This is a genomic window from Paenibacillus oryzisoli (assembly GCF_001653565.1).
Lineage (GTDB): Bacteria > Bacillota > Bacilli > Paenibacillales > NBRC-103111 > Paenibacillus_E > Paenibacillus_E oryzisoli.
Genome location: NZ_LYPB01000096.1, coordinates 1 through 23,007, shown reverse-complemented (window position 1 = coordinate 23,007; position 23,007 = coordinate 1). Strand labels below are relative to the sequence as shown.

Here is a 23,007-nt window from a genome sequence, read left to right as displayed (position 1 = left end):
TTCTTACAGAATTGGGGTATCATGAGCTTGTTGTACGGTTGTATGAAACGTCATTATGATCCATATTATAGATGCTACGAAACTTCGATAGCAAGTTATGACGAATGTTGCCGTAATCTGTAACCATGGGCGACGAAGTCAGGGGGAAGACACATGTTAGCCATAGATGTTCAAATGCTGCGCAAAGAATTTCAAGTTCAGCAAAGCCGCGGTGGCCTCAAGGGGGCCATGCAAGATTTATTCAAACGTGAGTACAAGCAAATTACAGCCGTGAAAGATATAAGCTTTCAGATTCCGAAGGGCGAGATTTGTGGATATATCGGTGAAAATGGAGCCGGGAAATCGACAACAATCAAGATGTTGACCGGTATTCTCGTCCCGACATCGGGACACATCAAAGTGAATGGCTATGTGCCGTTCAAAGAGCGTGAGAAATTCGTCGCTGGGATCGGTGTCGTGTTCGGTCAGCGCAGTCAGCTCTGGTGGGACATCGGTGTTGTAGAGTCTTTCCAGCTGTTGAAAAAGGTATATCGGGTCTCCGAAGCCGATTACAAAAAACGTCTCGACGAACTCGTTGACCGTTTGCAGCTATCCGATCTTCTGTCACGACCTGTCCGTAAACTCAGCTTAGGTCAGCGGATGCGTTGTGAATTAGCGGCTTCGCTGCTGCATAATCCTGAAATTCTGTTTCTGGATGAGCCGACCATCGGCCTCGATATTGTTGTCAAAACAGAGATTCGCGAATTTCTGAAGTCGCTTAATCAGCGATATGAGACGACGATTCTGCTGACAACGCATGATTTGCAGGACATCGAAGCACTATGCTCCCGTGTTATTATGCTAGATGACGGCCGAATTATTTATGATGGCGGTCTGGAAGAGCTGAAAGCCAGATGGGGCAAAGGAAAAGAAGTTGTCCTACAGTTCGAGCAACCAACGACATTAGCGCGACTTCAAGAGCTGACGCAGGGCTTGGATGTAGCTTGGCAGCTGGAGAATGAGCTATCCGCCAAAGTGTTCATCCCTTACGAAAGAGCGAATATCTCGGATGTGTTAAGTCGCGTTGTGGGCGTGCTGCAAATCCAAGATATCAAAATCAATGAAACGAATACCGACGATATCGTGCGTGAAATTTATAAATCAGGCTCGGCCGAAGCGAAACGTTTGGAGATCGATCAGCCAGAGGGAGTTACGACCCATGCATAAAGCTTATATAGAAGTTATACGCATGCGGTTTCTCATGATGCTCGCTTATCGGGTGAATTATTACAGCGGGATCCTGATTTATGCCCTGAATATTGGTTCTTACTATTTCGTCTACAAAGCGATTTACGGCGATCAAGCTGTCATTGGTGGTCTTACCCTAGGGCAAATGACAACCTATGTGGCGATATCCTGGATGGGACGCGCTTTCTATTTTAATAACCTAGATCGCGAGATTGCAAACGAGATTCGTGATGGAAGTGTCGCGATTCAATTCATCCGGCCTTACAACTATATTTTTGTGAAAATGATGCAAGGGTTAGGCGAAGGGGTTTTCCGGCTATTGCTCTTCACTACTCCAGGCATGATTCTGATCTGGTTGCTGCTGCCGATTCAGTTCCCAACGGATCCGAGCTTGTGGGTCATCTACTTAGTGATGCTGTTCTTCAGCTTTCTAATTAATACGCAGTTGAATATTATTACGGGTTTATTTGCCTTTTTCCTCGAAAATAATGAAGGCCTTATGCGCATGAAGCGCGTAGCGGTGGACCTGTTTTCAGGACTTATTATCCCGATCTCATTTTTCCCAGGATGGTCCAAGTCGATTCTTGAATGGCTGCCCTTTCAGGCGATCACATATTTACCCAGCGCCGTGTTTACCGGCAAAATAACGGGCAACGCTATACTCCAAAACTTTGGCGTACAAGTACTCTGGTTCCTGCTCCTTATTATTCCGATCTATGTACTGTGGGTAAAATCCAAAACACGTTTATTCGTACAGGGAGGGTAACGCATGTTCTATATCACCCTCGTTTTCGACTATTTCAAAAACTACATGAAAACGCGGCTCACCTACCGATCCGATTTTTGGATAGAAGTGCTGTCCGATCTGTTATTCAATGGACTGAATCTATTCTTCATTCTCGTCGTTTTTATGCAAACGCAATCGATGGGCGGCTGGAATCAAGAACAAATTTTGTTCATCTACGGTTATTTTATGATCCCCTATGGCATATTTATTTCCTTTTTTAATTTGTGGGGCTTTAGCGAGCGCTATATTGTAAAAGGGGAAATGGATCGTATCCTAACGCGGCCAGCGTATAATCTGTGGCAGCTGATGATGGAGAATCTCGATCCTGCTTCGATGTTCAGTGCATTGGGAGGATTGGTCGTCATGATCTACTCCTGGGTGCAGTTGGACCTGCCGTTCCACTGGCATGATCCGCTGATTTTCATCGTCATGGTGGTCGGCTCAATCCTCATTTATGCAGGTGTATACATTTCTCTGACCGCATTGGCCTTCTTCTCTGATGCGCCAACAGGCATCCTGCCGTTGATCTGGAATATTCAGAACTACGGGCGTTATCCGGCAACGATATATAATAAATTGCTGCGGAGTATTCTGACGTGGATACTGCCTTTTGCATTCGTGGGTTTCTATCCCGCCGCGTATTTCATTGATCCAGAGAACTGGAAATGGTTTGCTTTGCTTACCCCGGTGGTGGGGGTCGTGTTCAGTGTCATTGGTATCACGATTTGGAATTTTGGCGTGAAACGTTATCGCGGCGCAGGTTCATAGCTCAAATCAACAGGCCGTCCTACAAGGTAATTAACCTTGTGGGACGGCCTGTTGGTGCGCTTGGCAGCGCATCGTGCTAACAGGTGAAAGTCCCGAGTACACCGTGAGATGGCGGAAGTACATAGTTAACCCATAGTGCTCTGTCCGTGAGGAAGGGTGCGGAGGATGGGGAGACAAATCTCGGAACAGGCGGTTAAACCAAGCTGGCCCGCAACGCAGGATGACCTTGCCAAAGGAAGGGAAGTCCAATACCATCCATAGCGTTGAAGGTTATGAGGACTGGATTCGAGTGAAAGTACGATGATGTGACCCAAGGAGGTCTCACCTTTTCCACTTAGGTGGTAATCTCTTTTCAAAACCGTGATGGCTAAGTAAAGAGGTACGGATGGTGAGAAGTCAGACGTAGGGATAGTAGTGAAAAAGCTTGTCAAAAAGGCCGCAAAGACAAGTGAATCGGCGTAGAAAAAAAAGAAAAAAAGATCGTCGATGCAAGCTTTGACTCAAAAGGCGGAGACTTGTGTGAAGCCCGAAACCAGAGAAGATGAGTTAGTGAGGGAAGCCATGTGCCGAAAAGAAGATGTTCAAAGGTTGGTAAAGAAGGTGAGAGAACTTCACCGTGAAATGCGAAAACGAGGATGGGAAAACAACGAATTACCCGGTCTCCGAATGACAGCATGGAGAAGTTCCCACTCAACCTACGCTCAGTATGCGATGCCAAATACATGGTTTGAAGAAATTGGTCTAAGTAGTTTGCTTGTTATTTACAAAGAACTTCATCCCCAGCGGGGATAAATACTAGAGGAGCCGGATGCGATGACCCGCATGTTCGGATCTGTGAGAGGCCCATGCAATTGCGCATGGGCCTACTCGATTGTATGGAATCCCGCCTTTAACTGCTGTAACGGTGAAAAACACGCTTACAGCGTGAAGCTGCCGAGGAATCCGTCGGATAGTGAGCTGTAACCTCGATAAAATCATTCTTTCTCAGGAAACGGCTCTGAAAAAGGTTGAGCAGAAGGTTCTACACTCGGAAGCGGCTGCTCCTGCTCCAGAGAAGCGGTCGAAAAGCGAAGCCTAGGCTTAGGCGCCTTCTTCGCCTTCGAGCACGTCAAATCATACTTCCGGCCATTGGCTCTGCCGAAGCGGACGATTTTGCGGATGATGGTTTGATCCGCCAGCTTGGTGAAGGGACAGGGATCAGGTCGTGTATTGACCTCGAGGATCCATGGTTTCAGACGTTGATCGACGGCGATATCGATACCGAGCTCATTCATGCCTGGGTAGGAACGGCTTAGTTGACCCGCGGTAAGGCGGGATATCTTTTCCATTTCAAGCAGGAGAAGAGTCGTTGCTTGGACGCCGATTCGGGGGGACAGGAGATCATAAGGGCTGTAGATGGTGCCGCCTTGACTGCCATTGGTGACAGCCTTCTGAGGGTGAGCGACCCGTGCTGCTGTACCCGTGCATTCCCATCTGCCTGAAGGGTTTCGCTGAATCATGACACGAAAGTCATAGGGATTGCCTTCATGCGTTAGCACGTGAATACCTTTTTGAATGAGATAACGTTTGGTGCCGCAGCGGTGCCTCAGGGATTGGTACAGCTTATCGAATGTCGGAAATCGATAGATGTGTATGCCGCTTTGATAGCGGTAAGTTCCATTTCGTTTCTCAACGCGCATAACACCTATTCCGAGGGAACCGATGTCGGGTTTAACGTAGAGCATACCGTGCTGGGTCAGCATGGAAGATAGTCGATTTCGATCAAAAGGATGTGTCGTAGGTACATATCTACTTAATTTCACATTCCGCTGGATGATGCGTGTTTTTATCCATTTGCTTGAAACGGCTTTCAGTGAACTTGTCATGGAAATGATCCTCTCTCTACGGAGTTCGGCGTTACGTTGTTTCACTATGATATGAACGATACTGGAGACGGGTGAACGGGGAAATGAGTAGGGCAATTAGGAAAAAAGAACGATAGGCGCGAAGGGCGCATAGAATATGTAGTCAGGTGTGGAGTTAGTGTTCAGGTTCAGTTACTAGAGCTGAGAGGAGGAGCCGCACGTCTATGCGCATAGAAGGATTTATTCAGAAAATGAAAGAGCAATTTCCCTGGTTGCTGCCAGGACATGAACGGGAAGAACTAGCTGCACTACCGCTAGTGACAGCTGGAAAGTTGGAATCGCACTACTATACGGATACCAATCCATTGCTACATGAGCCAATGAATCGGTATCTAACGTCGGGTACGAGTTCGAAACGGCGTAAGACCATCTTTTATTCCGAATCCGACGAAGAGGATTATCTGAGAATTAAACGGGATGTGTTCCGCACGATTCTGGCAGGCGCTAGTTATCGGACTGCGATGGCAGACATGGGGACAGGGCACGCGGAGGCAACCGCTGTCGAGGTTTTTCGCGAGCTCGGTATGGAGGTAGAATCCGTATCCTTTCGGCTTCCGATCGAGGAACATATTGAACGGCTTCAAAGCTTTAGACCCGAAGTGCTGTACACGATGCCGTCCATTTTGGACCGGATTATGCAAGCGTCAGAGCATCCTGGAACGTATGGCATCCAGCATGTCATTCTAGTTGGGGAAATTGCTTCTCCTGGATGGAGACAGCGGACGGCCGAAAGATTGGGGATAGCGGAGACGCAGGTCACCGATACGTATGGATCTATCGAGATAGGAACCATTGCCTACTTTTCCCACGACCATGGTAGGTATTTATTTGCGGAGGGCATTCTCGCTGAGGGGATTCAGCCTGAGTTGCTGGATGCGGACTTGGAGCCGTTGCCGGATGTGTTAGAGCAAGTATTGGTGCTTACTTCGACAGTGAGGGAATCGTTTCCGGCACTGCGGTATGTGACGTATGACGTTGTGCGCGATTTGAAAGTTATTGATGTGGATGGCGTTCCCACGCAGAGCTTTAAGAGTATCGTCAAGCGCGTAGGACCCGACCTGAAGCATGGGGAGAAAATCAGTATCTATGACATCGAGGATGTCGTGTATCGTCATCTGCGTGAAGCAAGTGTTCGTGTTCAGGTGAGTGGCAATGCATTAACTGTGCATGTCTACAGTGCGCTGGCGACGCCAGCGGTTCTGAACAGCATTCGTGAGGATGTCGAGAACCACATTCCAGCGATCGGCATGATGATTAAGGCGAAACTTTTGGATGGTATCCAAGTTATCGGGGGCACCTTTGAGGATTCACAGAACCGCACCTCCGTGAAGAATAAAAAGATTTTTTACACGTAAAGGAGGGTGATGGGAATGGAACTTGAAGGTGGAATTGTCCGTGCGATCGGGCATACGCCCTTGATTCGGTTGTCGCGTTTGTTTAAAGATCAATCCTTTGATGTTTATGGCAAAATGGAGTGGATGAACCCTGGCGGCAGCGCCAAGGATCGGCCAGCCCTGTTCATGCTGCGGGAGGCAATCCGCCGTGGCGATGTGACGAGCGAGAGTGTCATCGTGGAGTCTAGCTCGGGTAATCTCGCGATCAGTCTGGCTCAGCTCTGTCGTTATCTTGGGCTGCGGTTCATCTGTGTTGTCGATCCGCGTACGACGCAGCAGCATTTGCAAATCATCCGCAGCTTCCACGGGGAAATTGACCTTGTCTCCGTACCGGATGAGGCGACGGGCGAGTTTTTGCCAGCGCGCATCCGGCGGGTAGTAGAGCTGGTAAGTCAAATTCCGAAAGCCTACTGGACGAACCAGTATGGAAGCCCGGACAATGCGCTGGCTCATAGCGAGACAACGATGCGGGAAATTGGCGAGCAGTTAGGCGCGGTTGATTATTTATTTTGCGGCGTCTCCTCATGTGGAACGATACGAGGCTGCATGGAGTACATCCGCAGTCGCGGATGGTCGACACAGATCGTGGCGGTAGATGCAGAAGGCAGTGTTATTTTTGGCGGGCAAAAAGGTTCAAGGAAGTTCCCTGGACTAGGCGCAGGTATCACGCCGGGCTTGCATCGGCAGGATGTTGCGGACAAGGTCATCTACGTATCCGACAGGGAGTGTGTGGATGGCTGTCGTGCCTTAGTTCGTGAAGAAGCCGTTCTAGCAGGCGCTTCCTCTGGGGGCGTTATTTCTGCGATACAACGAATGAGTGGAATAATTCCTGCTGGAGCCGTAGTTGCGGCGATTTTGCCGGACCGTGGTGAACGGTATTTGAATACGGTGTACAACGATGAATGGGTTGGGCGAGAAATAGGGTATGTACCGAGTAACTAGCATGGGAGACTAGCGAATGTTGTATTTACAGGATGACCATATCCGAGAGATCGGAATCGATTGGAAGAAACTAACCGAGATCATTCAAGATGTCGTTGCCATTCAAGATAGCGGGGATTGTGCGCATCCCTTGAAGCCATACTTACGTTTTCGTGATCCCCAAAACCGGATTATTGCGATGCCTGCCTATGTAGGCGGTAACATCGATATTTCGGGGATTAAATGGATTGCGAGTTTCCCGGACAATCGCCTTATGGGACTTCCCCGGGCTCATAATACGCTGATTCTGAATAAGCCTTCGACAGGTGAGCCACTGGCATTTATCCACAGCGGACTGTTAAATGGTCTGCGGACCGCAGCGGTGAGCGGTGTGATGTTGAGTCAATTTGTGAAAACGAGGAAGCCCGAACGATTGCGCATTCATTTAATTGGGTGGGGACCCATTGGGCGGCTGCATCTGGATATGTGTGTCGCTTTATTCGGCGAATGGATTGAAGAGGTGCGGATTTATGATCTGAATGGTGTCGAGCCGGGGACGATTCCGGCAGCTGTTCAGAGCAGGACGCAGGTCATTCATGATTGGCGCGTTGGCTATCGCGAGGCTAATGTCATTATGACATGCACAGTGTCGGCGGAGAGATACATTGATGAAGTACCGCCTCAAGGTGCGCTTCTGCTCCATGTCTCTCTCCGAGACTATAAACCGCAAAGCGTCGCCGACGTGAAAGCGATCATTGTGGATGATTGGCGCGAGGTATGCCGTGAGGGGACGGACATCGAGCAACTGCACCTGCGTTACAACTTACGGGAATCGGACGTGCGCACCTTAGCTGATGTCGTGCTTCGCGACGAGCTGGCTAGTGTGGGAGCGCAGGAACCTATATTTTTTAACCCGATGGGCTTAGGTATCTTCGATATTGCCATTGCAGGCTACTATTGGCGTGAAGCCTTGCGGCTGAATAAGGGAGTTACGCTTGAGGGCAGTAAGTATAAGTAGCCGCAGGCGAGATTGCTTTCTTGGAGATGCGGAATGAGGTTCCGTTATTTCGCCTAGAACAGCCATTACTAAGACGTAAAGGAACGTGAGGGCGCTATTTCGCTGGAAGTGATGCTTGTGAACGTAATTCGATGAAATAGCGGACCCTCGTTCCGTACGTATTGAGATTTGCGAATAAATACGCGAATAGAGGAATGTCGTTCCGTTACGTTGGGCGAGTGGGAGTGTAACGGCAACCTTAGAAAGCGTGATTACAAAAGTAAACAGGGACGTCTCAGACGATAGTTCTGCAATAGGAAATGCTACTTTGTATTGTTATGCACAGTTATCCACAAAGTTGTCCACAAGTCCACAGGACCCTAAGTTCCTAATGTGCATAACTTTTTTCGTGGGTATCAACATATCCACACGCCAAGATATCCACAGAAACGTGCCTGTGGATTATTTTCGCTGGAGTTAGTGTTGTAACCCATACCATCAACCACACGCGCACGGTTTTAGTTGTCGGCGGTCAAATTAACGGGATTTTCTACAGCTATTCGAACCGAATTTCGCGTTTCTGAACGTTTAACTGGATTTCCTACATCTATTTTTCTACGATTATCCCGTTTCTTCTATTATTTGATATTTTAACTGTTGTTTTTACAGCTATTCTAGAAAAAGCTTCTAATCTGCTAGAATTAACTGTAGGTTATACAGCTATACACTCGCTTACCGCCTCACTCACCTCAATGCATGTCTGAAAGTGGCTCGCTAATTCCACTTCCCCTCATTCACTTTAGCTTGCCTCAATTATCTCAATTATCTCATCTATCTAATCTACCTAATCTACCTTATCTACCATATCTACCATATCTACCTTATCTACCATATCTCCTTCATCCATCTTACTACCTCATCTACTTTTTCTACCTTATCGCGCCTCCTCATCTCATCCACCAGTTCAACTCCCTCATGCAACTATTCCACATCACGCTACCTCATCCATCCACCAACCTCATCTCCCTCCAATCCCCCTTGCCCCAAAACAAATTTTCCCCTCGACACTTCACATAAGCAGCCCGCAGAAATAATTCATTCTGCTTTTGTCACAAAACGCACTCCTATTTCGCCTTAAGAGATATAAAGCGAAACTGGAGGAAGATGAACATGACCAAATACGATACAGCAGTTATTGGCGGGGGCTTAGCTGGATTCATTGCTGCACTTGAAATAGCGAAAGGGGGCAGAAGCGTTGTTCTGCTGGAACGTTCGGGACGAATGGGCGGCAGAGCGATGACGAATAAAAAGAATGGTGTGCTTTTTAACCTTGGGGGCCATGCGTTATATCAAGCAGGGGCTGCTTATAGCATCCTGAAGGAGCTTGGTATTCGCATTGAAGGTGGCGCACCTCCATCTAACACTAACGTGATGTGGCACAATGAACTTGCACCTATGCCGGCAACAGCGCTTAGTATGCTCACGTCGAAACTGCTTACCTGGTCCGGGAAGTTTGGACTGTTACGACTCGTCATACGGTTAACCAAAATGGATGCAAGCAAAGTAGGCGACGCTTCACTGAGAGAGTGGGCGGAACAAGAAATCACCGACCCGATGGTTCGGCATATCTTTTACTCATTGTGCCGAACAGCTACTTATGCACACGATACAGATCATCAGCTTGCCGCGCCTGTGCTTGCACAGGTACAACGAGCGCTGAAGGGCGTGCTCTACCTCCACGGAGGCTGGCAAACGATCATTGATCAGCTACAGGAGCAAGCGGTGTCAGCGGGAGTTCACATCGTCAGCGGTGCTGACGTGAAAGAAATCGTTCATGCGAATGGCCGAATTCAAGGCCTTAAACTGTCGAACGATCAAACGCTCGAGGTAGCGCATGTCATTAGCACAGCATCTCCTTCGGAAACATATAAGTTGGTGCCTGGCGCAGAGCATACCATCTTGAAGCAGTGGAAAGAGGAGGCGCGCCCCTCCAAAGCAGCGTGTCTTGACCTTGGCTTAAAGAAGCTTTCCGTTCGTGGTCGGGATTTTGCAATCGCACTGGATCAACCGATTTACTTCTCCCATCACACAGTGAATGCGAAGTTAAGCGAGGATGGCAGCCTCGTTGTTCATTTGATGAAATATAACGGTCCTGGTGACAACAACCCGAAAGCAGATGAGGAAATGCTAATAGCCACCATGAATACCCTGCATCCAGGCTGGGAACAAGATGTGGTAGCGAGGCAGTACCTGCCTAACATAACCGTGGCTCACGACACTCTCCATAGGGGGAAAAGCGATCCTTTTACAGGTCCAGCTGTTGAAAGCATTCGAGGACTCTACGTAGCCGGTGACTGGGCAAGTCATGGCGAAATGCTCGCGGATGCCTCAGCGGCAAGTGCTAGGCGCGCGGCTCAAGCTATTTTAAAAACACCCCAGTTCGCTTAGAATTGTCCTATAACAGTAGATCGGGAGGTGTCGCAGATGGAGATTACAGGAGCAGAAGCTTCCGAGCAGATCTATCTGAGCTATAGACCGTTAATGTTTTCACTAGCGTATCGCATGTTAGGCAGTGTGATGGATGCGGAAGATGTTGTGCAGGAGGCGTTTCTGTATGCCAATGAGACCAATCTGGACCATGTTCACAATCCCAAGGCGTATCTATGCAAAATCGTGACCAACCGCTGTATCGACAACCTGCGATCCGCCAGCAAAAACCGAGAGGTCTACATCGGGCCTTGGTTGCCAGAGCCACTCGTAACACTAAGTACGGATCATCAGATCGCACCTGATCTGGCATATTCACACAAAGAATCGCTATCCACCGCGTATCTCTTGCTCTTGCAGCAGTTGTCTTGGGTAGAGCGGGCAGTCTTCCTGCTTCGCGAGGTGCTGCAATACGAATATGATGAAATTGCCGATATTGTGGGCAAGAGCAGTGCGAATTGCCGCCAAATTTTTCGCCGTGCCAAGAATGCGATTAGTCTTCCGCAAGAGGAGCGCGCGAGTGAAACGAAGTTACCGCTCAAATCACAGGATGTAAAACAAATGACAGCAGTCGTGGAACAATTCGTCCAGGCACTAGTGTCGGGGAATATTGCGCAATTGTTAACGATCGTGAAATCCGATGCGATTCTGTACTCCGATGGCGGAGGCAAGGTGAAAGCGGCGACTAACCCTATTCTAGGGGCGGAGCGAATTGCTATGTTCTTGTCGGGGATTTTGGCCAAATTACCGGAAGGGTATCACGCTAACTTAATGACAGTGAATGAACAAACAGGTCTTGTTGCCTATGTGAACAACCAACCTCATAACGTGATGACGTTTCAACTAGAGGATGGTCAGATCAAGTCATTCTATCTCGTGGTGAATCCGGATAAACTGAAGCATTTGGAAATCGGGCAAACAGAAGCTTGATGTCTTAATCACTTAGTATAAGAAAAGCTGCTCAGAGTCATTGCGATTCGAGGCAGTTTTTTTCGTTTGATGTCGTTCGGTGAATGTCGCATAATGGGATGAAGTCAGGCGTTACCTAGCAAGACAAGAAAGAGGAGAGAGTCATATTGAAAAAAGTCAATGAACCGGCAGTAACCAAGCGCAAGGCGCCAGCTTTCACGCTGCCTGCGTCGAACGGAGAGAAAGTTTCTTTAGCCGATTATAAAGGGCGTAAAGTCGTTATTTATTTTTACCCACAAGATAATACACCAACCTGCACACAGCAATCCTGCGACTTTCGAGATTATAACGGCAAGTTTGCTGAATTAGGTGTGGAAGTGATTGGCATTAGCCCAGATGAGTTGAAATCGCATGATAAGTTTATTGCGAAATATGAGCTTCCCTTTCTCCTGCTCTCGGACACCAATCATAAAATAGCAGAGAAGTATGGGGTATGGGCGTTGAAAAAGTTGTATGGCCGCGAGTACATGGGCATCATTCGATCGACGTTCCTTATCAATGAAAAAGGATACATTGTGAAAGAATGGAGCAAAGTGAAGATCAAGAATCACGTGCAGTCTGTGTTGGATGCTGTGTTGGAAATGAAGTAGAGAGCGAAGACGATCAACCTCAAAGCGATGCTTCTCCTTGTGGAGAGGGATCGTTTTTTTCGTGTCATACTCTCGCACCTCCGCCCATATAATCTATCAGATGTCAAAATGATAGAACATGCGGAGGGATCATCGGATGCGCTCACAGGTACAGGCTCCAAACAACGGACGACTACGATTTCAAATCATGATGGTTGTTGTTTTACTAGTTTCACTCTTGGTTGGTAGGATGCCAGCCCAAGCCGCAGACAATGAAGGAGACCCAGCCGTACAAGAGGCATTCCAGCAACTTCAAGCAGGGAAGCGACTGAAGAGTGAGCGGACTTACGTAACATCGGAGCAGCCTACTGTGTATCTGACGTTTGATGATGGTCCTAGCAAATTGACGAATCAGGTGTTGGATATTTTAGATAGAGAAGAAGTTAAAGCAACGTTCTTTGTACTAGGTGAACAAGCGAAAGCGCATCCGAATGAACTTAAGAGAATCGTAAACGACGGTCATGCCATTGGCAATCATACCTATAATCATGTGTATAAAGAGCTTTATAGTGATTTTCAAACCTTCTGGAATCAAGTCCAGCGAAGTGAAGAGGTTATTTCTAATATTGTGGGGATACGTCCCCAACTCGTGCGCGCGCCTGGCGGGACAGCAACGAATTTCGATGCGAACTACTATTACCTGATGGAACAAGCCGGTTATATCATACATGACTGGAATGTCGATAGTGGAGACTCCAAGAGAGCTAATGTACCTGTGAATGAAATTTGGCAGACAGTGAAGGCATCGCCTCTCGATCACGAGATTAATATTTTATTTCACGATGGAACGGGTCATGAATCTTCCGTGCAAGTGTTACCTCAAGTCATCAGCTATTACAAAAAGCTAGGATATACGTTCGCTACGTTAACGGAACAAGTGAAACCGAAGCAATTCGCAATCACGAAACCGAAATGGTCGCGGAACATGAGCTTGAAGCAATTTCAAGCGCTAGTAGACCAGACACAGCAGTATGCGGCGGCACACCCTAGTCCAACAGAGCTTGCCACGAAAGAGGAAAAACGGCTGGCTCAGCAGTTGGGGGCTGAAGCAGAGGAAAAGGCTAAAGCGAAGAAGGAAGAAGAAGCTGAGGCTGCCCGTATGTTAGCGAAGCAAGCTGCTCTACCTTTGCAGGTTCATGTACTCGGGGGTAACACGTTTGCGATAGAACCTTCCATTTATAAACTACATGCGAATCAAATCGAGTTGCCTCTGCGCTATCTGATCGAGAAGATGGGTGGGAAAGTGGCGTGGCAAGCGGATACGATGACAGCCAGTGCCCATTACGGCATTTATGATATGGACTACGATCTCGTGAATAGAAGTATTAATTTATTTACTTTAGGCAAGCAGACCGCCTCATATTCGCTAGCAGATATGAACATGCAGGACAATCAAATAATTGTACCTTTGCGCAAAACGATTGTATCACTCGGCGGCCGGATTACGAATGCGGTAATCGATCCTGACTACCGTGAGGTTTCGATGGCGCTGCGTCCCCTTCACTTTTTCAAAGAAAATAATACGATTCTCACAAACTCTCTATTTGCAATGGGAAGCTAATGTCTAAAAGAGTAGAGAGATGGAAAAACTAGAAGCATACCCTTATAAAGGAGGCTTCTTGACTATGGCATCGAAAACCCGAATATTCGATCAACCGCAGCCTCTCGTGGAACGGATGATCATGAATGTAGAGAAAGTAATCGTAGGCAAAAGAGAAACGATAGAGAAAGCTTTTATTGCGATGTTGAGCGGCGGGCATCTGCTGCTAGAAGACGTTCCAGGTGTTGGCAAAACCATGCTAGCACGCGCGTTAGCCAAAACGATCGGTTGCGAGTTTAAGAGAATTCAATGTACGCCAGATTTGCTTCCTTCGGATGTGACCGGTGTTTCGGTTTGGAATGTCAAAAGCAATGAGTTTGAGTTCCGGCCAGGCCCTTTAATGACTTCTGTCGTACTTGCAGATGAATGCAATCGGACGTCTCCGAAGACGCAGTCTGCTTTCTTGGAAGCGATGGAAGAGAAGCGAGTGACGATTGACGGCACAAGTTATGAGCTGCCCAAACCTTTCGTTGTCATTGCTACACAGAATCCGATGGATTATGAAGGCACGTACGCGCTGCCTGAAGCGCAGATGGACCGTTTTATGATGAAGCTTTCACTTGGTTACCCCTCGCATGATCAGGAGATCCTGATGTTGGATCGACTACAGGATCGTCACCCATTGGAAAGCTTGAAACCTGTTATTGTGCAGGATGAGTTTGTGCAATTGCAGAAAGAAGCGGCCATGGTTCATGTGGATAACACGTTGAAAGATTTCATCGTTCGGTTAGCTTTAGCAACGCGAGATCATGCTGATTTTTACGTAGGTGCAAGTCCGCGTGCGTCCTATGCGTTGATGCGTGGGGCACAAACCTCGGCTTATGTGAAAGGGAGAAGCTTCGTTGTCCCGGATGATATTAAAGACTTGGTTTTGCCTGTTTGGACGCACCGTCTTATTCTGACTTCAGATGCCCGCATGATGGGGCGCTCGGCCGATCTGATTCTTCAAAGCCTGCTAGATGGCATGCAAACACCAGTTCTTCGTTACGTTACAGCGAAGTAGGGGGCCATCACATGAGAAGCTGGGGGAAGACGACGATATTGCTCGTCAGTTGTGTATTGGTGATCTATTTGGCATATCGCCAAGGCGGATTCGCTGCGTGGTATCTCGGTATCTGTTTATCTTTGATCTGGGTACAGGCAGGATTGTTTTATGTATTTGCGCTGAATGGGTTGAATGTGAATCGGCGTCTATCAGGTGATGTGTTCCTCGCGGGTGAAGATGTGACGATTGTGCTGGAGCTCCAGCATCGTTCATGGGTTCCATTGCCGTGGCTGCTCTTGAAAGAAACGTGGATTCATGAAGGAAGTGGGAGAAAGCTGACGTACAGCAAGCTGCTCCTCCCTTGGTTCCAGAAGTCAATTATCCTGCCCTACCGAATCACACACCTCATGCGAGGAAGCTATCGCTTTGCTCATCTTGAAGCTGCTGCGGGAGATCTCTTTGGCTTCGCATTGCGCAAAGTACAGAGAGAAGATTTACAGCGTTATGTTGTGTATCCACGACCGGATGCTTTGGGGCGGAGCGGGATGACGTTTCAATCCGATGAAGGTTCTACAACGCTTAGTTCAAAGGGCGAAACGTCGCTCATCTCCTCCGTTCGCGATTACGCCAGCGGTGATCCGTATCACCGCATCCACTGGAAATCGACGGCTCGCCTGAGCCGTCTGATGACCAAAGACCCCGAGCAGGCCGCCTCCACGAAGTGGATGCTGCTGCTCGATGTGGCGCCTGCGGCGGGCCAAGCAGAGGCGGCTCAGCCGCTGCTTGAGAAGGGCGTCGCCCTGGCGGCCGGCTTCTTCGAAGCCGCAGCGGGCGGGCGAGAGAGCTGCGGCTTCGCCTGCAGCTCCGCAAGTGCAAGGCGAATCGCACCGACGATTCGCCCCGATCTAACGCTCGCGTACGAAGTACTCGCGAGCGTTGGCGGCAAGCCCACCATGCCCTTTCCTGACCTCGTCAGGAAAGAGGCGGGGGACTTGCCGCCCCATGCGTCGATGCTGTGCATCACATCGACGCTGGATATGGCGCTGGTGCGCGCGGTGGCTGACGCGCGCACCAGGCGCAGGGCCGTGCACGTGATCTACGTGCACGCAAGGCCTTCCCTCTCGGTCGCAGAGCGAGAGGGGGCTTCGCAGCTGCAGGCCGTAGGCTGCAGCTTCACGGAAGTGCCGCATCCGCAGAGCCAGTGGCCAAGGCAAGGGGGTGCTCAGGATGCAACCGCTTGAACCACGCCGCGGGGGGCATGCGCGCTCTCGTAAATCGCACTTAGGATTTTTACGTTCGGGCACTTCGGATTTAGGATCTTCCCTTTTGGGCACTTCGGACTTAGGAACCTCGCGCTCTCGCACTTCGAAGTTAGGATCTTCCCGTTCGGACACATCGGACTTAAGATCTTCCCAGTCAGGTAACGCGAACTTAGACAATCCGCACACTAGCAATATGCAAGTGAATCCCTCCCACCTAGACACGTCTTCTCGGATCCCATCACAGCTCATCTTCCGCGCAGACAACCAGCCGCAGGCGCACATTAATCTCTTCCGAGATGGTCTCATCACATTGTTGCTGTTCCTTCTTCTCTCGGAGTGGCTGCGACCTTTGGCCTGGATGGGCGATGAGGTGATCCAAATTGGACCGATTCTTGTCGTGTTTGCTCTGTGTCTTGCACTGGATTGTTTCCGCGTCCCGTATGGATGGGGTTGGTTAGCGAAGTCCAGCATAATTCTGGTTTTTATAGGTTATATGTTTAACCGAGATACCGTGCTTGCAGGAGGATGGATTCTCTCGCTCGCGAGAACGCTCGTGCAAGATATTCTCTATATCGTACAGGCTCATTTTGACATGATCAGCGGCGAAATGCGTACACTCCTATTTCTAATGGGTTGGGCTTTGCTCCTCTCGGTTGTTCAAGCACTAATGCTCCAAAGACAGCATAGTCTTTGGTTTGTGATGGCTACCTTGATCTATCTCGTTGGGATTCAGCTTGTATTAGGGGCAGATACCGTGCAAGGAATTATCCGCACATTAGGTTATGGGTTGCTTCTGCTGGCCATTCTCAATCTTTCAAGAATCGAACAGACCTATCGTGTAACGGCCGTACGTTCACGTAATTATTTGCAATGGCTGATCATCAGTGTGATCGTTGTCGGCATGTTGTCGGGCGTTGGCTGGTTATCGGCGAAACAAACGAATGCCGAGCCTTTAATGAAACCAGTGAGCTGGGCGCATTGGTATGATCGTTTGTTTGAGCTCTATGAGGAGGAAACAGGAGTAAGCCCCGCTGTAGCGACTTCGGGTTACGGTCAGAACGATACCTCCTTAGGCGGTCCACTCCAGGTGGACACGTCACCCGTGTTTACGGCCAAAACCTCCGAATTAACTTACTGGCGCGGCGAATCCAAAAGCTTCTACGATGGCAAAGGCTGGAGCCAGCCAACTCAAAAGCTAGAGCCTTTTATAGCCTCTGCGCCATCGTTAACTTCTCCTGTTGTGCAGCAAGAGGTTTTACTAAATGGGAAGTCTGCGAATAAACAATTATTCGTTGGTGGTGGGCTGCGCAGTGTAGACATGCTTTTGAGTGAGAAAGGGAAGCTGCTGTCGTCGGGGAGTCTTCGGACTTCCGAAGCGAGTGGCTTAACAACCTTGCCGGAAATCGCTGAACCGCTGTCGTATTACAAAATCACCGTTCAACCCGTTAAGGAAAATCCGGAGCTGTTGAACACAGACATCGGGGATTATCCCGAAGAGATTACGAACGAATATTTGCAATTACCCGCAACGCTGCCGCGGACAGTACGGAGCACGGCCGAACAAGTCACAGAGAATCGGTTGACGCCTTATGCCAAGGCCGTAGCGATCGAGCAATATTTGAGCCAAACCTTTCCCTATAGTCTCGAAAAACCTACCAATCCCAGCCGCAGCGAAGATTTCGTCAGTCATTTCCTGTTCGTGGATCGAACAGGGTATTGTGATCATTTTTCCACGGCGATGGTCGTTATGCTTCGTTCTGTCGGGGTACCCGCTCGGTGGGTGAAGGGATTTGCGCAAGGAACTGTAGGCGCCACGGATGATAATGGGCTGCATGAAGTTGTCGTTCGCAATCAAGATGCCCATTCATGGGTAGAGGTGTACTTCCCGTCGATGGGTTGGGTGCCATTCGAGCCGACTCCAGGTTTCTCCGGGATATCCGCGGACCAATCAAGAGATAGGCTGACGACAGCAACCATGGAACAGTTAGGAATGACAGCTTCCCTTACGAATACGCCAGTGACGCGATCCGTCATCGCCCAATCTGGTGAATGGTTGCATACAGGGAAGAACAATCTTATCCAATTCGTAACGGCTTATAAGCGTGTTATTTTCATTCTTATCTGCTGTATCGCTCTACTTGTTGGTCTATATATCGTACTAAGACGGCAAGGTTACTTGTTGCATAGAGGAGTGGCGTTCCCCAGTTACGATAATGGACCTGCCAATCAGCACCATCCTTTGACGCCGTATATGGATCGTTTGTGGAGACAGCTTTTCCGCAAATACGGTGCTAAACCTGCCAATCAAACGGTTCGCGAATATGTCATGAATCTTCAGGTGACCCATCAAGGGCAACAACAGGCATTGATGACGTTCGCTCACATCTATGAAAGTGTCCGCTACGATCCAGCGCGTGCTTTGACCTATTCGAAGCAGGAAATAGCAGCGATTTGGCAAGCGATTCAAAAGGCACATTAACCTCTCTATACACCTTAGGCAGGTCAGCACGATGCCGATGCTCTTGATTCTTTCGATGTTCGATTCGGTGCCTATGCCAATAACCCTTATCTGGTGCGAACTAGAAAGGGTTATTTTGCTGTTTGAAGATTATTTCCTAGTTGTTATTGGTGAAAGCATCCCTGCTAAAGCTGTTTTCATATCACTAAATCACCGCTGCCAATGCTTAATTGATGTTTTTATATGCTTGTGTCCATTTATTTGTTTCCTAAAGAATAAACTGGCTTACTTTGCAAAAACTTAATCTAAGTCTTAGGAGTGCTGTCGTTCTAATGCCGCAAATGCTGCTCTATCCGAAGCGGGAAATTACAGCGATTAGGAAAGCCATCCAAAAGACACATTAAACCCCTTTACATCCTAGGTGCCTAATGTTTAAAATTAGTACCTAGAAATAGCGGTAAGTAGACAAGGGTTCTGCCCAATCTTCAATCGCTATGAACCTAGGAGGTCGGATATGAGTAAACCAAGTGAATTGATCGTCGTTTTAGATTTTGGAGGCCAATATAACCAACTGATTGCAAGACGAATCCGTGATTTAGGCGTGTACAGCGAATTGCTGCCGCACAATACAACGGTTGATAAAATTCGTGAGATTAACCCGAAGGGGATCGTATTCTCCGGCGGACCTGCAAGTGTTTATGGCGAAGGAGCTCCTTCGGTTGACGCTGGCATTTTCGATTTGGGTATTCCAATCTTAGGTATTTGCTATGGGATGCAGTTGATTGCCCACCAATTGAACGGAAAAGTTGAACGCGCACATACGCGTGAATACGGCAAAGCAGATCTAGAGTTCTCGAATCAAAGCCCGCTAGTCAAAGGCCTAGAAGCCAAACAAACGGTATGGATGAGTCATGGTGACCATGTTTCCGTCCTACCAGACGGCTTTGTGGTTGAAGCAAGCACGGAATCACTTCCAATTGCTGCAATGAGCAACCGTGACCGCAAAATCCATGCAGTCCAGTTCCACCCTGAGGTTCGTCATTCAGTTCAAGGAAACGAAATGATTCACAACTTCATCTATGAAGTGTGTGGTTGTGTCGGTGATTGGACGATGTCATCCTTCGTGGAAGATATGGTTAAAGAGCTTCGTGCAGAAGTTGGCGACAAAAAAGTGCTTTGCGCACTAAGCGGCGGCGTAGATTCCTCTGTTGTTGCGATCTTGCTTCACAAAGCTATCGGTGCGCAATTGACATGTATGTTCATTGACCATGGTTTGCTTCGCCAAGGCGAAGGCGAAAGCGTTATGGAGACATTTGTCGGCAAGTTTGATATGAAAGTTGTCAAAATCGATGCGAAGGACCGCTTCCTTGGCAAATTAGCTGGCGTAGCGGATCCGGAGCAAAAACGTAAAATCATCGGCACCGAATTCATTCGCGTGTTTGAAGAAGAATCAAGTAAATTCGATGACTTTACTTTCTTGGCGCAAGGTACGTTGTACACGGATATCGTTGAGAGTGGTACAGCTACCGCGCAAACGATCAAATCCCACCATAACGTTGGCGGCCTGCCGAAAGATATGAAGTTCAAGCTCATCGAACCATTGAAAACACTATTCAAAGACGAAGTTCGTAAAGTCGGCGAAGAGTGTGGTCTTCCTTCAGCAATCGTATGGAGACAGCCATTCCCAGGTCCGGGTCTAGCCATCCGTGTTCTAGGTGAAGTTACCGAAGATAAGCTGAAAATCGTTCGTGAATCCGACGCCATCCTGCGCGACGAAATCGCCAAAGCTGGCCTGGATCGCGAGATCTGGCAGTACTTCACGGCGCTTCCTGGCATGAAGAGCGTGGGCGTTATGGGCGATGCTAGAACGTATTCCTACACCGTAGGTATCCGTGCAGTTACGTCCATCGACGGCATGACAGCTGACTGGGCTCGTATCCCTTGGGACGTGCTTGAGAAGATTTCCGTTCGTATCGTGAACGAAGTGGAGAATGTTAACCGTATTGTCTACGACATTACGTCCAAACCGCCTGCTACGATTGAGTGGGAATAGGCTGGTAGTTTAATCAACACGAATAGTGTGAAAGCAAGACTCTCTTCGAGCAGTATATTAGCTGGAGGAGAGTCTTTTATTTGTGAACGATAAGAATGGATAAATATGTTACATTTATAGGAACACTAATAATCTGGAGTACTATGGAGGAATTGTTATGGCAGTGATTGCATTGGTTTTGGTCGGGCTTGTTGCGTTTGAGCATTTGTATATCCTTGTGTTGGAAATGTTCCTATGGACAACACCGCGGGCAATGAAGTCGTTCGGTATGACCAAGGAGAATGCCCAGATAACGAAGGGGTTGGCAGCCAATCAAGGGTTATACAATGGTTTTCTGGCAGCAGGTCTTGTATGGGGGCTTGTTCATCCGGATGCATCGATCGGGCGCTCCATCGAGATTTTTTTTCTCGTGTGCGTGCTAGTAGCGGCTGTATTCGGAGGCTTTACTGCCAAGAAATCCATTCTGCTCGTTCAGGGATTGCCTGCTCTAGCGGCGCTCGTTTTTGTCCTTCTAAGCTAGTAATGTGAGCGATGATTGCCATTGAATGGGAATATGAATGGTAACTAGAAAAAGACGAACGATATGGGAAACATTACCCTTGTATTGTTCGTCTTTTTTATTGACACTTGCTCAATTCTTCACTAGAATATGAAATTGGATAACAGTTTTTCGTATAATCTCGGGAATTGGCCTGAGAGTTTCTACGAGATCACCGCAAATGATCTGGCTACGAAAAAAAGGAACGATATCCGTATGAGTTTGTACTTTGACTTCACATTTTTGAAGGCAGCCCTCATATGGTAGGCTCCTTTTTCGTACCCGGAATCAGATACCACGATTCCGGGTTTTTTGCTGTCCACCATTCGTTTTAGGAGGAGTAGTAGAATGAATTTGGATCGTTTTTTTAAGTTGAAACAAAATGGCACCACGGTAAGAACAGAAATCATGGCAGGAATTACGACGTTCATGACGATGGCTTACATCCTTGCGGTAAATCCAGATATCCTGAGTGCTTTTAAAACAGGAGCAACTGGCGGAGACTGGACATCCATTTTCTTGGCTACAGCGATTGCAGCAGGTGTGATGACGATTGCTATGGGGCTTTTTGTTAATTTTCCTGTAGCGTTAGCACCGGGCATGGGCTTGAATGCGTACTTCGCGACGATTATTTTGACCTCACAAGGTAAATTTACGTTTTCGATGGCACTCACAGCCGTGTTTATTTCGGGGATTATTTTTATCATCCTTACGATTACCAAAATGCGTCAAATGCTTCTCGTCGCTATCCCGGACAGCTTGAAGCATGCGATCACTGTGGGAATTGGCTTGTTTATCGCCATGATCGGTTTTAAAAACAGCGGTATTCTTACGGTAGCCGTTGAATCAGGAAATGATATTAAAGCCCATCAGTTTACGGATGTTCTTTCTTTTGAAACTATTTTTCACATGGGGTCATTAGAAAATAAAGGTGTTATTTTAACACTCGTTGGCATTTTGTTGATTTCGATATTGCTGGTTATGCGTGTGCGTGGCGCGATCCTGTTCGGAATTCTAGGAACAACAGTCGTTGGTTATTTCATGGGTATGGTTGATTTAGCCACATTAACTAGCGACCAAACAACGTGGGTACCAGATATGTCTAAACTTCGTTTTGGTGATTTTGATTTCGCGGGAGTTATGACAACAGGAATCGTTTCTGTTATCGTTACTTTTACGTTCGTTGAGTTATTCGATACATTTGGTACGATGGTAGGGACAGCGACTCGTGCTGGTATTATGAAGAACAAAGAAGAGGGCACGAAGCGCGTTGGTAAAGCGATGTTCGTAGATGCGATTGGCGTTAGCGGCGGAGCACTAGTAGGAACGAGCACAGTAACCGCATTTGTTGAGAGCTCAGCAGGTGTCGCTGAGGGTGGACGTACAGGTTTAACGGCAGTAACTACAGGTTTATGTTTCTTGCTTGCCCTGTTCTTAGCGCCAATTGTTATGTTAATTCCTGGTTCAGCAACAGCAGCTGCCTTAATCGTGGTTGGTGTTCTTATGGTTCAATCTATCAAAGAGATTGACTTCCAAGACTTCGTTATCGCGATTCCAGCATTCCTTACAATCGTAATGATGCCTTTCACATACAACATTGCGAACGGGATTTCCTTCGGTATCGTTACTTATGTCGTTCTTGCTGCAGCAGCTAATCTCAGTGGCAAAAGTGAGAAGAAATACAGCATTCACTGGTTAATGTGGGTTCTAGCGATTCTAATCATTGCACGGTACATCTTTATTGGAAGCCAAGGTTAAATAGGGAGGCTCTGGTGCGTTTGTGCCAGAGCCTTTTTTATTCCGTTTTTTACCAGGTTTAAAAAACTTGCAATCCTTTGGCGGATTTGTTATATTACTCCTTGTCGCTTCGGCGGTCGAACAGAAGAATGAATGAATGAATGAATGAAAGAAATTTTTCAAAAAAAGTTCTTGCATTCGGACAAGTTCATATGGTATATTACTTCTCGCTGCTTCGGTAACACGGTAGCGGACGAAAGAAATTGATCTTTGAAAACTGAACAACGAGTG

At 47.9% G+C, this 23,007-nt stretch carries 18 protein-coding genes and 1 riboswitch; of the genes, 17 read left to right on the top strand and 1 reads right to left on the bottom strand.

Annotated elements, in window-relative coordinates; translation table 11 throughout:
- Positions 1 to 153: 153 nt before the first annotated feature.
- From A8708_RS34365 to A8708_RS34350, 4 genes are all read left to right on the top strand, one after another.
- A complete protein-coding gene (locus A8708_RS34365) occupies positions 154 to 1,206 on the top strand; it encodes an ABC transporter ATP-binding protein (protein ID WP_068671559.1) in 1,053 nt (350 codons plus the stop codon).
- Positions 1,199 to 1,993 carry an ABC transporter permease gene (locus A8708_RS34360; protein WP_068671557.1) on the top strand — a complete coding sequence of 265 codons (795 nt, stop codon included), beginning with the start codon at positions 1,199 to 1,201 and terminating at the stop codon, positions 1,991 to 1,993. The genes A8708_RS34365 and A8708_RS34360 overlap by 8 nt, the downstream gene beginning before the upstream one ends.
- 3 nt (positions 1,994 to 1,996) lie before the next feature.
- The gene (locus tag A8708_RS34355; RefSeq protein ID WP_068671555.1) at positions 1,997 to 2,782 is read left to right on the top strand and encodes an ABC transporter permease; all 786 of its coding nucleotides are present in this window, start codon (positions 1,997 to 1,999) and stop codon (positions 2,780 to 2,782) included.
- A 486-nt stretch (positions 2,783 to 3,268) separates the two neighbouring features.
- A complete protein-coding gene (locus tag A8708_RS34350) occupies positions 3,269 to 3,574 on the top strand; it encodes a hypothetical protein (protein WP_068671553.1) in 306 nt (101 codons plus the stop codon).
- 182 nt (positions 3,575 to 3,756) lie between these two features.
- Here the strand turns inward: A8708_RS34350 and A8708_RS34345 are convergent, their stop codons facing one another.
- Positions 3,757 to 4,647 carry a YheC/YheD family protein gene (locus tag A8708_RS34345; RefSeq protein WP_068671550.1) on the bottom strand — a complete coding sequence of 297 codons (891 nt, stop codon included), beginning with the start codon at positions 4,645 to 4,647 and terminating at the stop codon, positions 3,757 to 3,759.
- 203 nt (positions 4,648 to 4,850) lie between these two features.
- On the opposite strand from A8708_RS34345, the gene A8708_RS34340 reads away from it, so the two are divergent.
- The 13 genes from A8708_RS34340 (at position 4,851) to A8708_RS34280 (ending at position 22,737) form a co-directional block, all read left to right on the top strand.
- Positions 4,851 to 6,041, top strand: a complete 1,191-nt coding sequence (locus tag A8708_RS34340) for an AMP-binding protein (RefSeq protein ID WP_068671548.1) — start codon at positions 4,851 to 4,853, stop codon at positions 6,039 to 6,041.
- Between the two features lie 15 nt (positions 6,042 to 6,056).
- Entirely contained in the window at positions 6,057 to 7,022 is a 966-nt protein-coding gene (sbnA, locus tag A8708_RS34335; RefSeq protein WP_068671546.1) for a 2,3-diaminopropionate biosynthesis protein SbnA, read from the top strand.
- A gap of 16 nt (positions 7,023 to 7,038) precedes the next feature.
- Positions 7,039 to 8,019: a 2,3-diaminopropionate biosynthesis protein SbnB gene (locus A8708_RS34330; protein WP_068671544.1), complete on the top strand. Its 981-nt coding sequence runs from the start codon at positions 7,039 to 7,041 to the stop codon at positions 8,017 to 8,019.
- 1,149 nt (positions 8,020 to 9,168) lie between these two features.
- On the top strand, positions 9,169 to 10,446 hold the full coding sequence (locus A8708_RS34325; protein ID WP_157265179.1) for a phytoene desaturase family protein: 1,278 nt from the start codon (positions 9,169 to 9,171) through the stop codon (positions 10,444 to 10,446).
- A 36-nt stretch (positions 10,447 to 10,482) separates the two neighbouring features.
- Positions 10,483 to 11,415: an RNA polymerase sigma-70 factor gene (locus tag A8708_RS34320; RefSeq protein ID WP_068671540.1), complete on the top strand. Its 933-nt coding sequence runs from the start codon at positions 10,483 to 10,485 to the stop codon at positions 11,413 to 11,415.
- A 146-nt stretch (positions 11,416 to 11,561) separates the two neighbouring features.
- Positions 11,562 to 12,044 (top strand): thioredoxin-dependent thiol peroxidase, encoded by a 483-nt coding sequence (gene bcp / locus A8708_RS34315; RefSeq protein ID WP_204787701.1) that lies wholly within the window; start codon positions 11,562 to 11,564, stop codon positions 12,042 to 12,044.
- 136 nt (positions 12,045 to 12,180) lie between these two features.
- Positions 12,181 to 13,644: a polysaccharide deacetylase family protein gene (locus A8708_RS34310; RefSeq protein WP_068671536.1), complete on the top strand. Its 1,464-nt coding sequence runs from the start codon at positions 12,181 to 12,183 to the stop codon at positions 13,642 to 13,644.
- Between the two features lie 64 nt (positions 13,645 to 13,708).
- The gene (locus A8708_RS34305) at positions 13,709 to 14,686 is read left to right on the top strand and encodes an AAA family ATPase (RefSeq protein WP_068671534.1); all 978 of its coding nucleotides are present in this window, start codon (positions 13,709 to 13,711) and stop codon (positions 14,684 to 14,686) included.
- Between the two features lie 11 nt (positions 14,687 to 14,697).
- The gene (locus A8708_RS34300) at positions 14,698 to 15,909 is read left to right on the top strand and encodes a DUF58 domain-containing protein (RefSeq protein ID WP_068671532.1); all 1,212 of its coding nucleotides are present in this window, start codon (positions 14,698 to 14,700) and stop codon (positions 15,907 to 15,909) included.
- Complete coding sequence (locus A8708_RS34295; RefSeq protein WP_068671530.1) at positions 15,896 to 18,409, top strand: transglutaminase TgpA family protein; 2,514 nt, start codon at positions 15,896 to 15,898, stop codon at positions 18,407 to 18,409. The genes A8708_RS34300 and A8708_RS34295 overlap by 14 nt, the downstream gene beginning before the upstream one ends.
- 493 nt (positions 18,410 to 18,902) lie before the next feature.
- Complete coding sequence (gene guaA / locus A8708_RS34290; protein ID WP_068671528.1) at positions 18,903 to 20,441, top strand: glutamine-hydrolyzing GMP synthase; 1,539 nt, start codon at positions 18,903 to 18,905, stop codon at positions 20,439 to 20,441.
- A gap of 157 nt (positions 20,442 to 20,598) precedes the next feature.
- Positions 20,599 to 20,961, top strand: a complete 363-nt coding sequence (locus A8708_RS34285) for a DUF1304 domain-containing protein (protein WP_068671525.1) — start codon at positions 20,599 to 20,601, stop codon at positions 20,959 to 20,961.
- A gap of 130 nt (positions 20,962 to 21,091) precedes the next feature.
- A riboswitch (purine riboswitch) is annotated at positions 21,092 to 21,192 on the top strand.
- Positions 21,193 to 21,333: 141 nt separating this feature from the next.
- On the top strand, positions 21,334 to 22,737 hold the full coding sequence (locus A8708_RS34280; RefSeq protein WP_068671605.1) for an NCS2 family permease: 1,404 nt from the start codon (positions 21,334 to 21,336) through the stop codon (positions 22,735 to 22,737).
- Positions 22,738 to 23,007: the final 270 nt, after the last annotated feature.

What these genes read in the sequence shown, in the direction of transcription:
- A8708_RS34285 (WP_068671525.1), top strand. Translation starts at nt 20,599, where the DNA reads ATGGCAGTGATTGCATTGGTTTTGGTCGGGCTTGTTGCGTTTGAGCAT.
- A8708_RS34305 (WP_068671534.1), top strand. Translation starts at nt 13,709, where the DNA reads ATGGCATCGAAAACCCGAATATTCGATCAACCGCAGCCTCTCGTGGAA.
- A8708_RS34365 (WP_068671559.1), top strand. Translation starts at nt 154, where the DNA reads ATGTTAGCCATAGATGTTCAAATGCTGCGCAAAGAATTTCAAGTTCAG.
- A8708_RS34310 (WP_068671536.1), top strand. Translation starts at nt 12,181, where the DNA reads ATGCGCTCACAGGTACAGGCTCCAAACAACGGACGACTACGATTTCAA.
- guaA (WP_068671528.1), top strand. Translation starts at nt 18,903, where the DNA reads ATGAGTAAACCAAGTGAATTGATCGTCGTTTTAGATTTTGGAGGCCAA.
- A8708_RS34300 (WP_068671532.1), top strand. Translation starts at nt 14,698, where the DNA reads ATGAGAAGCTGGGGGAAGACGACGATATTGCTCGTCAGTTGTGTATTG.
- A8708_RS34295 (WP_068671530.1), top strand. Translation starts at nt 15,896, where the DNA reads ATGCAACCGCTTGAACCACGCCGCGGGGGGCATGCGCGCTCTCGTAAA.
- A8708_RS34330 (WP_068671544.1), top strand. Translation starts at nt 7,039, where the DNA reads ATGTTGTATTTACAGGATGACCATATCCGAGAGATCGGAATCGATTGG.
- A8708_RS34320 (WP_068671540.1), top strand. Translation starts at nt 10,483, where the DNA reads ATGGAGATTACAGGAGCAGAAGCTTCCGAGCAGATCTATCTGAGCTAT.
- A8708_RS34350 (WP_068671553.1), top strand. Translation starts at nt 3,269, where the DNA reads ATGCAAGCTTTGACTCAAAAGGCGGAGACTTGTGTGAAGCCCGAAACC.
- A8708_RS34325 (WP_157265179.1), top strand. Translation starts at nt 9,169, where the DNA reads ATGACCAAATACGATACAGCAGTTATTGGCGGGGGCTTAGCTGGATTC.
- sbnA (WP_068671546.1), top strand. Translation starts at nt 6,057, where the DNA reads ATGGAACTTGAAGGTGGAATTGTCCGTGCGATCGGGCATACGCCCTTG.
- A8708_RS34360 (WP_068671557.1), top strand. Translation starts at nt 1,199, where the DNA reads ATGCATAAAGCTTATATAGAAGTTATACGCATGCGGTTTCTCATGATG.
- A8708_RS34340 (WP_068671548.1), top strand. Translation starts at nt 4,851, where the DNA reads ATGCGCATAGAAGGATTTATTCAGAAAATGAAAGAGCAATTTCCCTGG.
- A8708_RS34355 (WP_068671555.1), top strand. Translation starts at nt 1,997, where the DNA reads ATGTTCTATATCACCCTCGTTTTCGACTATTTCAAAAACTACATGAAA.
- A8708_RS34345 (WP_068671550.1), bottom strand. Translation starts at nt 4,647, where the DNA reads ATGACAAGTTCACTGAAAGCCGTTTCAAGCAAATGGATAAAAACACGC.